Below are 12469 nucleotides of genomic sequence, written 5' to 3' on the forward strand. Positions count from 1 at the left end.
ATGGCAGTAGATGATACTCAACCGCTTATTACGCACCTTATAGAGCTGCGTAAGCGACTGTTAAACTGCATTATTGCAGTTTTACTCATATTCCTGTGTCTGGTCTACTTCGCCAATGACATCTATCAAGTGGTCTCTGCGCCGCTGATCAAGCAGATGCCGCTGGGGGCAACGATGATTGCAACAGATGTTGCATCACCGTTTTTCACCCCTATTAAGCTTACTTTCTGGGTATCGTTGATTGCGTCTGCGCCGATCATTCTTTACCAGGTGTGGGCATTTGTGGCGCCGGCACTGTACAAACACGAACGCAAGCTGGTGATCCCGCTGCTGGTATCCAGCTCGCTGCTGTTCTATATCGGCATGGCGTTTGCCTATTTCGTTGTCTTCCCGCTGGCCTTTGGCTTCCTGACGCATACCGCGCCGGAAGGTGTCCAGGTGTCGACGGATATCGCTAGCTACCTCAGCTTTGTGATGGCACTGTTTATGGCCTTTGGCGTGGCATTCGAAGTGCCGGTGGCCATTGTGTTGCTTTGCTGGGTAGGGGTGACTACCCCTGATGATCTGCGTAAGAAGCGTCCGTATATCCTGGTCGGTGCATTTGTGGTTGGCATGCTGCTGACACCGCCGGATGTGTTCTCCCAGACGCTGCTGGCCATACCGATGTATTGCCTGTTCGAGGTCGGTGTCTTCTTCTCGCGTTTCTACGTGGGTAAAGGACGTCGAACAGATGACGAAGACGATACGTCAGACAAGACCACTGAAGAGTAAAATCAACCGCCCGTCAGGGCGGTTGTTATATGGAGATTCGCATGTTTGATATTGGACTCAACCTGACCAGCTCGCAGTTTGCGAAAGATCGTGATGAGGTCGTTGCACGTGCGTTTGCTGCCGGAGTGAAAGGACTGTTGCTGACAGGAACCAACCTGCATGAAAGCGAGCAGGCGCAGCTGTTGGCGCAACGCTACGAGCGCTGCTGGTCGACCGCTGGTGTACATCCTCATGACAGCAGCCAGTGGACTGCGGAAAGTGGCGATACCCTGTACAGGCTGGCGAAGATGCCAGAAGTGGTGGCGATCGGCGAATGCGGTCTCGATTTCAACCGTAACTTTTCCACGCCTGAAGAGCAGGAAAAAGCGTTCACGGCACAACTTGCGCTGGCAGCTGAGCTTGGAATGCCGGTGTTTTTGCACTGCCGCGACGCGCATGAGCGTTTTCTTGCCCTTCTGAACCCGTGGCTGGATAAAATACCCGGTGCGGTGCTGCACTGCTTTACCGGTTCGCGACAGGAGGCTTTGGATTGCCTGGAACGTGGGCTCTTTCTGGGGATCACTGGCTGGGTTTGTGATGAGCGCCGCGGGCTTGAGCTTCGCGAGCTGTTGCCGGTAATCCCGGCTGATCGTTTGCTCCTGGAAACGGATGCGCCTTATCTGCTGCCGAGAGACATGAAACCCAAACCGACGTCGCGGCGAAATGAACCTGCACATCTTGGGCACATCGTTGAGAACGTGGCGAAACGGCGCGGAGAAGATCCCCACTGGCTTTCCGCGCAGACGGATGACAACGTGCGTCACCTGTTTGGGATCGATTTTTAAACTTTGCGGAAGTCGGTGTTTTTAACGCTTTGCAGAACCTGTTTGTTCAGCAGGTTGAGCAACAGCATGGAGCGTGCTTCGCCGTCCGGTTCAGCGAAAATCGCCTGCAACCCTTCGAAAGCACCTTCCGTGATGACGACGCAGTCCCCTGAGTAAGGTGTTTCCGGGTCGGTGATACCTTCGGGTTGTTGATAAACCGAAAGTTGATGGATCACCGTTGACGGAACCATCGCCGGGCTGGTACCAAAGCGTACAAAGTGGCTGACACCGCGTGTGGCGCTGATGGTGGTGGTGTGGATGACTTCCGGGTCGAACTCCACGAACAGATAGTTCGGAAATAAGGGTTCACTGACGGTTGTGCGCTTCCCGCGCTGCATTTTTTCAAGCGTGATCACGGGTGTCAGGCAATTTACAGACTGACGTTCAAGATGTTCCTGCGCGCGCTGAAGCTGCCCGCGTTTGCAATAAAGTAAATACCAGGCCTGCATAATCACTCTTTCCCTTAGTTCGGGGCGCAAGCATATCAAAACCCTGGCGGGATCGCTAAGTTGATTATAATGGGGGAAAATGGAACAGAACGCATAAGTTCACGCTAATTTAACAAAATTACAGCATCAAGCAGGCTTACGCCGTATAATGAAGCGCTTACAGAGAGGCCATGACTAACTGCATGAAATACCACGATCTCCGCGACTTCCTGACGCTGCTGGAAAAGCAGGGTGAACTCAAACGCATTACACTTCCTGTTGATCCTTATCTGGAGATGACAGAAATTGCTGACCGCACCCTGCGTGCCGGTGGCCCCGCATTACTGTTTGAAAATCCGAAAGGGTACGCCATGCCGGTGTTGTGCAACCTGTTTGGTACTCCACGTCGTGTTGCATTGGGGATGGGGCAGGAAGACGTTACGGCGCTGCGTGAAGTGGGTAAACTGCTGGCGTTTCTGAAAGAGCCAGAGCCGCCGAAAGGCTTCCGCGATCTGTTCGACAAACTGCCACAGTTTAAGCAAGTATTGAACATGCCAACTAAACGCCTGCGCGGCGCGCCGTGCCAGCAGAAAGTGCTGGAAGGCGATGTGGTTGATCTGACCAAAATCCCTATTATGCAGTGCTGGCCTGAAGATGCTGCTCCGCTGATCACCTGGGGGTTGACGGTTACGCGCGGCCCTCACAAAGAGCGGCAAAATCTCGGTATTTACCGTCAGCAATTAATTGGCAAGAATAAACTCATCATGCGCTGGCTGTCGCATCGCGGCGGCGCGCTTGATTTCCAGGAGTGGTGTGCTGAGCATCCGGGTGAACGTTTCCCTGTCTCTGTCGCGTTAGGTGCCGATCCGGCCACCATTCTGGGTGCGGTGACCCCCGTGCCGGATACACTCTCTGAATACGCGTTTGCAGGCCTGCTGCGCGGAACCAAAACCGAAGTCGTGAAGTGTATTTCTAACGATCTCGAAGTTCCGGCCAGTGCGGAAATTGTGCTGGAAGGTTACATTGAGCAGGGTGAAATGGCGCCAGAAGGCCCTTACGGCGACCATACCGGCTATTACAACGAAGTGGATAACTTCCCGGTGTTTACCGTTACGCACATTACACAGCGTGAAGATGCGATCTATCACTCCACCTATACCGGACGTCCACCGGACGAACCGGCGGTACTGGGAGTGGCGCTGAATGAAGTGTTTGTGCCGATCCTGCAAAAGCAGTTCCCGGAAATTGTTGATTTTTATCTGCCGCCTGAAGGATGCTCATATCGCATGGCGGTGGTCACGATGAAGAAACAGTATCCTGGTCACGCGAAACGCGTGATGATGGGCGTATGGTCTTTCCTGCGCCAGTTTATGTATACCAAGTTTGTTATTGTCTGCGATGATGATGTTAACGCCCGCGACTGGAATGACGTAATCTGGGCCATTACCACGCGAATGGACCCGGCGCGCGATACGGTGTTAGTCGAAAACACGCCGATAGATTACCTGGATTTTGCCTCGCCGGTTTCCGGTCTTGGCTCAAAAATGGGACTGGATGCCACCAATAAATGGCCTGGCGAAACCGATCGTGAATGGGGTCGCCCGATCAAAAAAGATCCTGCAGTGACCGCGCGAATTGACGCGATCTGGGACAAGCTGGCCATAATGAATAACGGTAAACCCTGAGCTTGACCGTTAAGCCCTATAGACTTCCCGACAGAGAGAGCGAATGACAACCTTAAGCTGTAAAGTGACCTCGGTAGATGCCATCACCGACACCGTATATCGCGTCCGTTTAGTGCCAGAAGCGCCATTCTCTTTCCGCGCGGGTCAGTACCTGATGGTCGTGATGGATGAGCGTGATAAGCGTCCTTTCTCTATGGCCTCAACGCCAGCGGAGCAGGAATTTATTGAGCTTCATATTGGTGCGTCAGAGCTTAACCTGTATGCGATGGCCGTCATGGACCGCATTCTTAAAGAGCGTGAGATTGTGGTCGACATTCCTCATGGTGATGCATGGCTGCGCGATGACGAAGACCGTCCGCTGATCCTGATCGCGGGCGGTACGGGCTTCTCTTATGTGCGCTCTATTCTGCTGACCGCACTGGCGCGTAACCCGGACCGTGACATCACCATTTACTGGGGTGGCCGTGAAGAGAAACATCTCTATGACCTGTCTGAACTGGAAGCGCTGAGCGTAACCCATCCTAACCTGCGCATAGAGCCGGTGGTTGAGCAGCCGGAAGAAGGCTGGCGTGGACGCAGCGGTACGGTACTGACGGCGGTGCTACAGGATCATGGCACACTGGCAGGGCACGATATCTATATCGCTGGCCGTTTTGAGATGGCGAAAATTGCCCGTGACTTGTTCTGTAACGAACGTGATGCGCGTGAAGACCGTCTCTTCGGCGATGCTTTTGCCTTCATCTAAATAAAAAACCCGCCCCTGACAGGCGGGAAGAACGGCAACTAAACTGTCTCTCTTCGCCAATGACGCCATAACTGCGTTGGCTGCGCTCGTTCACCCGAATCACTTACTTGAGTAAGCTCATCGGGATTCGCTCGCTTGCCGCCTTGTTCTGACGGCATTGGCTTTGAGATACTTTTCCTGATTTACACTCTCTCAAACACCGTCGCGATACCCTGACCCAGCCCGATACACATCGTTGCCAGACCAAACTGGGCATCTTTGCGCTCCATCAAGTTAATCAGCGTGGTGCTGATACGCGCCCCGGAGCAGCCCAGCGGATGCCCGAGGGCGATCGCGCCGCCGTTGAGGTTAATTTTCTCGTCGATCTGCTCCATGAGTCCCAGATCTTTAATGCACGGCAGGATCTGCGCGGCGAAGGCTTCGTTCATCTCAAACAGGTCGATATCACTGGCGGTTAATCCTGCTTTTTTCAGCGCCAGCTTCGAAGCTGGAACCGGGCCGTAACCCATGATGGAAGGATCGCAACCCACGACCGCCATTGAACGTACCCGGGCGCGAGGGGTTAAACCTAACTCGCGGGCACGGCTTTCGCTCATCACCAGCATCGCGGCAGCCCCGTCGGACAGCGCGGAAGAAGTACCTGCCGTTACTGTTCCTGTGACTGGATCAAATGCCGGACGCAGCGTGGAAAGGGCTTCGACCGTGGTTTCCGGGCGGATCACTTCGTCGTAGCTGAACTGCTTCAGAACGCCGTCTGCATCATGACCACCGGTTGGGATGATCTCATTCTTAAACGCACCGGACTGTGTCGCCGCCCATGCGCGAGCGTGAGAGCGTGCGGCAAAGGTATCCTGCATTTCACGGCTAATACCGTGCAGGCGGGAGAGCATCTCTGCGGTCAGGCCCATCATCCCCGCCGCTTTTGCTACGTTGCGGCTCATACCCGGGTGGAAATCGACCCCATGGCTCATCGGCACGTGCCCCATGTGCTCCACGCCGCCGACCAGGCAGGCCTGAGCATCGCCGGTCATGATCATACGTGCTGCATCATGTAACGCCTGCATTGACGAACCGCAAAGACGGTTGACGGTGACTGCCGGAACCGAATGTGGGATCTCCGCCAGCAGCGAGGCGTTACGAGCGATGTTGAAGCCTTGCTCCAGGGTCTGCTGTACGCAGCCCCAGTAGATATCGTCGAGCGCGGTTGGGTCCAGCGCCGGGTTACGCGCCAGCAGGCTACGCATCAGGTGCGCGGAGAGGTCTTCCGCACGCACGTTACGGAATGCACCGCCTTTTGAACGGCCCATCGGGGTGCGAATCGCATCAACAATGACAACCTTTTCCATTGTGACTCCTTAAGCCGTTTTCAGCTCGCCAACCGGACGGGCTGGCTCAACTGCTGGATAGTAGGGTTCGTTATGGCGCGCTTTGTTACGCAGCCCTTCCGGCACCTCATAAAGCGGGCCAAGGTGCTGATATTGCTGAGCCATATCGAGATAGCGGGCGCTGCCGAGCGTGTCCAGCCAGCGGAACGCGCCGCCGTGGAACGGAGGGAAGCCCAGTCCGTACACCAGCGCCATGTCTGCTTCTGCCGGGCTGGCAATGATGCCTTCTTCCAGGCAACGCACCACTTCGTTGATCATCGGAATCATCATGCGGGCGATGATCTCATCGTCAGTGAAGTCACGTTTTGGCTGACTAACTTCGGCCAGCAGGCTATCCACCGCCGCGTCTTCTTCTTTCTTCGGTTTGCCTTTGCTGTCTTCTTTATAACGCCAGAAGCCAAGACCGTTTTTCTGACCGAAGCGGTTAGCGTCGAACAGAGCGTCAATGGCGTCGCGGTAATCTTTCTGCATGCGCTGCGGGAAGCCCGCCGCCATCACCGCCTGGGCGTGATGCGCGGTATCAATGCCGACCACATCCAACAGATACGCGGGGCCCATCGGCCAGCCGAATTGTTTTTCCATCACTTTGTCGATTTTGCGGAAGTCTGCACCGTCTCGCAGCAGCTGGCTGAAACCGGCGAAGTAAGGGAACAGTACGCGGTTGACGAAGAAGCCCGGGCAGTCGTTAACCACGATCGGCGTTTTGCCCATCTTGCTTGCCCACGCCACTACTTTGGCGATGGTTTCGTCTGAGGTTTTTTCCCCACGGATCACTTCGACCAGCGGCATCCGGTGTACCGGGTTGAAGAAGTGCATCCCACAGAAGTTTTCCGGACGCTTAAGCACGCTCGCCAGTTCGCTGATAGGAATGGTAGAGGTGTTAGAGGCCAGCACGGTATCCGGGCGAACCTTGTCTTCCGTTTCCGCCAGCACCGCTTTTTTAACTTTCGGGTTTTCAACGACGGCTTCGACTACTACGTCAACACGGTCGAAGCCGGTATATTCCAGCACAGGCTGAATGGTGGAGATCACGCCTGCGAGCTTAAGTCCGTCAATTTTTCCGCGTTCCAGCTGTTTATTCAGCAGTTTGGCCGCTTCGGTCATGCCCAGCGTCAGGGATTTCTCGCTGATATCCTTCATTACCACCGGTACGCCTTTCCAGGCTGACTGATAAGCGATGCCGCCACCCATAATGCCGGCACCGAGTACCGCCGCATGTTTCGGCGTTTCCACATTTTTGGTCAGCTGTTTCGCTTTACCTTTCACGAACTGATCGTTGAGGAAGATGCCAACCAGCGCGCGAGCTTCATTGGTGTGTGCCAGCGGGACAAAACTCTGGTTTTCCAGTTTCAGGGCTTCATCGCGGCCAAAGCGGGCCGCAGCTTCAATGGTTTTCACCGCGGTGATGGGGGCAGGGTAGTGTTTACCTGCAGTCTGCATCACCATGCCTTTGGCAATGGTGAAGCTCATGGCGGCTTCAATTTTGCTGAGTTTTAATGGTTCCAGCTTCGGCTGGCGTTTGGCTTTCCAGTCGAGATCGCCGTTAATCGCCTGACGCAGAATGGCGAGTGCGCCTTCAACAAGCTTCTCAGGTTTCACAACGCCGTCGACCAGACCGATTTTCTGCGCCTGTTCTGCGCCAACATCTTTACCTGCGGCAATGATCTCAAGTGCACTGTCGGCACCCAGCATACGCGGCATACGCACTGAACCCCCAAAGCCCGGCATGATACCCAGCTTGGTTTCCGGCAGGCCGATGCGCAGGTCCGGCGTCGCCAGACGGTAATCAGTTGCTAATACGCATTCGCAGCCACCGCCCAGCGCGTAGCCATTAACGGCGGAAATGGTCGGGACAGGCAGATCTTCCAGACGATTAAAGACGCTGTTAGCAAAGTGCAGCCACTGGCTCAGCTGTTCCTCCGGGACCAGGAACAGAGAAAGGAATTCGGTGATATCGGCACCGACAATAAAGGCCGCTTTGTTCGAACGCAGCAGCAGCCCTTTTAATTCAGGTTGTTTTTCAAGTACATCCAGCGCCTGGCCAAGACTGGCCACCGTCGCGGTATCAAGCTTATTCACTGAGCCGGGGGCATCGAACACCAGTTCGGCAATGCCATCTTCCAGCCAGTTGAGGTACAGGGTGTCGCCTTTGTAGAGCATGTCAGTCTCCTGAATCCAGCAATTGGATCTGGTCATACCAGATGAATCGGAGTGTGGAATTTATGTTAATAAAATGCAAATTACTCATTAAGAAATTGCTGCATTGATCACGGTCGGTGTAAATCACGCAGCCGGAGTGAGGTGTGCTAAGATGCGATGACTTGAGGTCAATAAAACGAAAGGAAGAATGATGGACTCACTGGCTTCGCTTTATAAAAATCATATCGTTACCCTACAGGAACGTACCCGCGATGTACTGGCCCGCTTTAAGCTGGATGCGCTGTTAATCCACTCTGGCGAGCTTTTGAATACTTTTCTGGATGACCATGCTTATCCGTTTAAGGTCAACCCGCAGTTTAAGGCCTGGGTGCCGGTAACCCAGGTTCCAAATTGCTGGCTGCTGGTGGATGGCGTGAATAAGCCAAAATTGTGGTTCTATCTGCCTGTCGATTACTGGCACAACGTGGAACCGCTGCCGACCAGCTTCTGGACGGAAGAAGTGGATATCATTGCATTACCAAAAGCCGACGGCATTGGCAGTCAACTGCCTGCCGCACGCGGCGACATCGCCTATATTGGCCCTGTTCCGGAGCGTGCATTGGGCCTGGATATTCCGGCTGACAAGCTTAACCCGAAAGGGGTGCTGGATTACCTGCATTACTATCGCGCATATAAAACCGACTACGAACTTTACTGCATGCGTGAAGCGCAAAAAACGGCAGTGAACGGCCACCGCGCCGCGCATGAAGCATTCCAGTCTGGCATGAGCGAGTTCGACATCAACCAGGCCTACCTGACCGCGACCGGGCACCGTGATACGGACGTGCCGTACAGCAACATCGTCGCGCTGAATGAACACGCTTCCGTGTTGCACTACACCAAACTCGATCACCATGTGCCGTCGGAGATGCGCAGCTTCCTGCTGGATGCGGGTGCGGAGTACAACGGTTATGCGGCTGACCTGACCCGTACATGGGCGGCAAACGCGGATACTGACTTTGCGCATCTGATCAAAGACGTCAATGACGAACAGCTGGCCCTTATCAGTACCATGAAAGCGGGAACCAGTTACGTGGATTACCACATCCAGTTCCATCAGCGCATCGCGAAGCTGTTGCGTAAGCACCAGATTGTGAAAGACATGAGCGAAGAGGCGATGGTCGAGAACGATCTGACCGGGCCATTCATGCCGCACGGGATCGGTCACCCGTTGGGTCTGCAGGTTCACGATGTTGCAGGCTTTATGCAGGATGATACCGGCACGCACCTGGCGGCACCGTCTAAATATCCTTACCTGCGCTGCACCCGCATTCTTGAACCACGTATGGTGCTGACGATTGAACCGGGGATCTACTTTATCGAATCGCTGTTAGCACCCTGGCGTGAAGGTCAGTTCAGCAAACACTTCAACTGGGAAAAAATTGAAGCGCTGAAACCGTTTGGTGGTATTCGTATTGAAGATAACGTGGTCGTTCACGAAAACGGTATCGAGAATATGACGCGAGATCTGAAGCTGGCCTGATGGAAAGCTGGCTGATACCGGCTGAACCGGTCACCTTTGTTGAGGAAATCAAGAAAAGCCGCTTTATTACGCTGCTGGCACATACCGATGGCGTAGAGGCGGCAAAGGCGTTTGTTGAATCTGTTCGGGCGGAGCATCCTGACGCACGTCACCACTGTGTGGCGTGGGTCGCGGGGCCTCCGGACGATTCGCAGCAGTTGGGCTTTTCCGACGACGGTGAACCGGCTGGCACAGCCGGAAAACCCATGCTTTCGCAGCTGATGGGCAGCGGTGTGGGTGAAATTACCGCCGTGGTGGTGCGCTACTACGGCGGGATCCTGTTAGGCACGGGTGGGCTGGTTAAAGCGTATGGCGGCGGAGTTCAGCAGGCACTGAATTTGCTGATAACTACCCGCAAAACACCACTCACAGAATATACTTTACTGTGCGATTACGGACAGTTATCCGGTATCGAAGCGTTGCTGAAGCAGTTTAACGGCGTTATCGCGCACAGTGAATATCAGGCAATGGTGCAATTACGCGTGGCGCTTCCTCAGGCGGAACTGGCTGCTTTTTCAGCAAAACTGGCTGATTTTAGTCGTGGTTCGTTGCAATTGCTGCCGATTGAAGAATAATCCCCACCTCACTTTTTTGAATACCAAAGGAAGCGGCAGAGATGCATTTTCGTGCCATAACCCGAATCGTTGGACTGCTGGTCATACTCTTTTCCGGGACGATGATTCTCCCTGGGCTGGTGGCGCTTATCTACCGGGACGGCGCGGGGCGGGCATTTACCCAGACTTTCTTTGTTGCGCTGGCGATCGGCTCTCTGTTGTGGTGGCCTAACCGTCGTCAGAAGGGCGAGCTGAAGTCACGCGAAGGATTTTTGATTGTCGTCCTGTTCTGGACGGTACTGGGAAGTGTCGGTTCTTTGCCCTTTATCTTCTCCGAACAACCGAATCTGAGCATCACGGACGCATTTTTTGAATCGTTCTCTGGTTTAACAACAACCGGAGCGACGACGCTGGTGGGACTGGATTCGTTACCGCACGCTATTCTCTTTTATCGCCAGATGCTGCAATGGTTCGGCGGTATGGGGATCATCGTCCTGGCGGTGGCTATCCTGCCTATACTGGGCGTCGGTGGGATGCAGCTCTATCGTGCCGAAATGCCCGGACCGCTGAAAGATAACAAGATGCGCCCGCGTATTGCCGAGACGGCGAAAACCCTGTGGCTGATTTATGTCCTGCTTACTGTGGCCTGTGCGCTGGCATTATGGTTTGCCGGGATGCCTGCATTCGACGCTATCGGACACAGCTTTGCGACGATTGCTATCGGCGGGTTCTCCACCCACGATGCCAGCGTGGGCTACTTTGACAGTCCTACGATTAACACCATCATTGCTATTTTCCTGCTGATTTCCGGCTGTAACTACGGTTTGCACTTCTCTTTACTCAGCGGGCGCAGCCTGAAAGTGTACTGGCGTGACCCCGAGTTCCGCATGTTCATTGGCGTTCAGCTTACGCTGGTTATCATCTGTACCCTGGTGCTGTGGTTCCATGATGTCTATAACTCCGCGTTGACCACGTTAAACCAGGCGTTCTTCCAGGTGGTGTCGATGGCGACGACCGCCGGGTTTACCACGGACAGTATTGCGCGCTGGCCGCTGTTCCTGCCGGTGCTCCTGCTGTGTTCCGCGTTTATCGGCGGCTGCGCGGGCTCCACGGGCGGTGGTCTGAAGGTGATTCGTATTCTGCTGCTGTTCAAGCAGGGCAACCGTGAACTGAAACGTCTGGTCCACCCGAACGCGGTCTACAGCATCAAACTGGGAAACCGGGCACTGCCGGAACGTATCCTCGAAGCCGTGTGGGGTTTCTTCTCGGCGTATGCGCTGGTCTTTATCGTCAGTATGCTGGCGATCATCGCGACGGGGGTGGATGATTTCTCTGCTTTTGCATCCGTCGTAGCAACATTAAATAACCTTGGGCCAGGCCTGGGGGTTGTGGCGGATAACTTTGCCAGTATGAACCCGGTTGCGAAATGGATCCTCATTGCCAATATGCTGTTTGGCCGTCTTGAGGTCTTTACGTTGCTGGTGCTGTTCACCCCAACGTTCTGGCGCGAATAAGGAGCCGTTGATGAAAACACTTATTCTTTTCTCTACGCGAGACGGACAAACGCGTGAGATTGCTGCGTATCTGGCTTCGGAATTAAAAGAGCTGGGAATTTACTCTGATGTGGTGAACCTGAATCGTGTCGGACAGATTACCTGGCAGGATTACGATCGCGTGGTGATTGGCGCGTCAATTCGTTACGGTCATTTTCATCCGGCACTCGATCGCTTCGTGAAAAAGCACACCGCGGTGCTCAACAAATTGCCTGGCGCGTTCTACTCGGTCAATCTGGTTGCTCGTAAAGCAGAGAAGCGTACGCCGCAGACCAACAGCTACACGCGCAAGTTCTTGCTGAACTCTCCATGGCAGCCAGACCTTTGTGCCGTCTTTGCTGGTGCGCTGCGTTATCCTCGCTATCGCTGGTATGACCGCTTCATGATCCGCCTGATTATGAAGATGACGGGGGGCGAAACCGATACGCGTAAAGAAGTGGTTTATACCGACTGGTCGCAGGTGGCCAGTTTTGCGCGTGAAATCGCGCATTTATCGGGCGATTCGCGGGTTAAATAAGCGTTGAGTTTGAAAAGTGAGCGAACGAAAAGTTTTTTGTATTTTATGCTTGTCACGTCGAAATAACTCCCTATAATGCGCCTCCACTGACACGGAACAACGGCACACACGCCGCCGGGCCAGCAGAGAAAAGCAAAATAAACGCTTGACTCTGTAGCGGGAAAGCGTAATATGCACACCCCGCGCCGCAGCGAAAACGAAGCGGCACTGCTCTTTAACAATTTATCAGACAATCTGTGTGGGCACT

General features: G+C 54.3%; 11 protein-coding genes. 8 read left to right on the forward strand and 3 right to left on the reverse strand.

All coding sequences use genetic code 11. The features are described 5' to 3' along the window. Both tatC and tatD read left to right on the forward strand, forming a co-directional pair. Window positions 1–771, forward strand: coding sequence for a Sec-independent protein translocase subunit TatC (gene tatC, locus JGF26_RS21830; protein ID WP_028018170.1), 771 nt, complete (start codon window positions 1–3; stop codon window positions 769–771). A gap of 41 nt (window positions 772–812) precedes the next feature. Continuing rightward, window positions 813–1595 carry a 3'-5' ssDNA/RNA exonuclease TatD gene (tatD, locus tag JGF26_RS21835; RefSeq protein ID WP_134708719.1) on the forward strand — a complete coding sequence of 261 codons (783 nt, stop codon included), beginning with the start codon at window positions 813–815 and terminating at the stop codon, window positions 1593–1595. Here the strand turns inward: tatD and rfaH are convergent. Then, on the reverse strand, window positions 1592–2083 hold the full coding sequence (gene rfaH, locus JGF26_RS21840) for a transcription/translation regulatory transformer protein RfaH (protein WP_028018168.1): 492 nt from the start codon (window positions 2081–2083) through the stop codon (window positions 1592–1594). The two genes, tatD and rfaH, sit on opposite strands and share 4 nt — an antisense overlap. A gap of 170 nt (window positions 2084–2253) precedes the next feature. Here rfaH and ubiD point away from each other — a divergent pair, with 170 nt between their 5' ends. Both ubiD and fre read left to right on the forward strand, forming a co-directional pair. Next, window positions 2254–3747 (forward strand): 4-hydroxy-3-polyprenylbenzoate decarboxylase, encoded by a 1494-nt coding sequence (ubiD, locus tag JGF26_RS21845; protein ID WP_167587229.1) that lies wholly within the window; start codon window positions 2254–2256, stop codon window positions 3745–3747. 43 nt (window positions 3748–3790) lie between these two features. Then, window positions 3791–4492 (forward strand): NAD(P)H-flavin reductase, encoded by a 702-nt coding sequence (gene fre, locus JGF26_RS21850; RefSeq protein ID WP_008501516.1) that lies wholly within the window; start codon window positions 3791–3793, stop codon window positions 4490–4492. A 182-nt stretch (window positions 4493–4674) separates the two neighbouring features. Here fre and fadA read toward each other — a convergent pair whose 3' ends face one another. Together fadA and fadB are read right to left on the reverse strand one after the other, a co-directional pair. Next, on the reverse strand, window positions 4675–5838 hold the full coding sequence (gene fadA / locus JGF26_RS21855) for an acetyl-CoA C-acyltransferase FadA (RefSeq protein WP_108091162.1): 1164 nt from the start codon (window positions 5836–5838) through the stop codon (window positions 4675–4677). Between the two features lie 9 nt (window positions 5839–5847). After that, window positions 5848–8037, reverse strand: a complete 2190-nt coding sequence (gene fadB, locus JGF26_RS21860) for a fatty acid oxidation complex subunit alpha FadB (protein WP_134708717.1) — start codon at window positions 8035–8037, stop codon at window positions 5848–5850. A 190-nt stretch (window positions 8038–8227) separates the two neighbouring features. Between fadB and pepQ the strand changes: the two genes are divergently transcribed. Genes pepQ through hemG form a run of 4 tightly spaced genes read left to right on the forward strand, consistent with a single transcriptional unit; the run spans window position 8228 to window position 12222 of the window. Then, on the forward strand, window positions 8228–9559 hold the full coding sequence (gene pepQ, locus JGF26_RS21865) for a Xaa-Pro dipeptidase (protein ID WP_134708752.1): 1332 nt from the start codon (window positions 8228–8230) through the stop codon (window positions 9557–9559). Then, window positions 9559–10173 carry an IMPACT family protein gene (locus JGF26_RS21870; RefSeq protein WP_028018163.1) on the forward strand — a complete coding sequence of 205 codons (615 nt, stop codon included), beginning with the start codon at window positions 9559–9561 and terminating at the stop codon, window positions 10171–10173. The genes pepQ and JGF26_RS21870 overlap by 1 nt, the downstream gene beginning before the upstream one ends. A gap of 41 nt (window positions 10174–10214) precedes the next feature. Then, complete coding sequence (gene trkH, locus JGF26_RS21875; protein ID WP_023309600.1) at window positions 10215–11666, forward strand: Trk system potassium transporter TrkH; 1452 nt, start codon at window positions 10215–10217, stop codon at window positions 11664–11666. A gap of 10 nt (window positions 11667–11676) precedes the next feature. Beyond that, window positions 11677–12222 (forward strand): menaquinone-dependent protoporphyrinogen IX dehydrogenase, encoded by a 546-nt coding sequence (hemG, locus tag JGF26_RS21880; protein WP_028018162.1) that lies wholly within the window; start codon window positions 11677–11679, stop codon window positions 12220–12222. Window positions 12223–12469 lie beyond the last annotated feature (247 nt).

The sequence above is a fragment of the Enterobacter sp. E1 genome, assembly GCF_016809815.1.
Taxonomy (GTDB): Bacteria; Pseudomonadota; Gammaproteobacteria; order Enterobacterales; family Enterobacteriaceae; genus Enterobacter; species Enterobacter adelaidei.

What these genes read in the sequence shown, in the direction of transcription:
- tatC (WP_028018170.1), top strand. Translation starts at nt 1, where the DNA reads ATGGCAGTAGATGATACTCAACCGCTTATTACGCACCTTATAGAGCTG.
- tatD (WP_134708719.1), top strand. Translation starts at nt 813, where the DNA reads ATGTTTGATATTGGACTCAACCTGACCAGCTCGCAGTTTGCGAAAGAT.
- rfaH (WP_028018168.1), bottom strand. Translation starts at nt 2,083, where the DNA reads ATGCAGGCCTGGTATTTACTTTATTGCAAACGCGGGCAGCTTCAGCGC.
- ubiD (WP_167587229.1), top strand. Translation starts at nt 2,254, where the DNA reads ATGACTAACTGCATGAAATACCACGATCTCCGCGACTTCCTGACGCTG.
- fre (WP_008501516.1), top strand. Translation starts at nt 3,791, where the DNA reads ATGACAACCTTAAGCTGTAAAGTGACCTCGGTAGATGCCATCACCGAC.
- fadA (WP_108091162.1), bottom strand. Translation starts at nt 5,838, where the DNA reads ATGGAAAAGGTTGTCATTGTTGATGCGATTCGCACCCCGATGGGCCGT.
- fadB (WP_134708717.1), bottom strand. Translation starts at nt 8,037, where the DNA reads ATGCTCTACAAAGGCGACACCCTGTACCTCAACTGGCTGGAAGATGGC.
- pepQ (WP_134708752.1), top strand. Translation starts at nt 8,228, where the DNA reads ATGGACTCACTGGCTTCGCTTTATAAAAATCATATCGTTACCCTACAG.
- JGF26_RS21870 (WP_028018163.1), top strand. Translation starts at nt 9,559, where the DNA reads ATGGAAAGCTGGCTGATACCGGCTGAACCGGTCACCTTTGTTGAGGAA.
- trkH (WP_023309600.1), top strand. Translation starts at nt 10,215, where the DNA reads ATGCATTTTCGTGCCATAACCCGAATCGTTGGACTGCTGGTCATACTC.
- hemG (WP_028018162.1), top strand. Translation starts at nt 11,677, where the DNA reads ATGAAAACACTTATTCTTTTCTCTACGCGAGACGGACAAACGCGTGAG.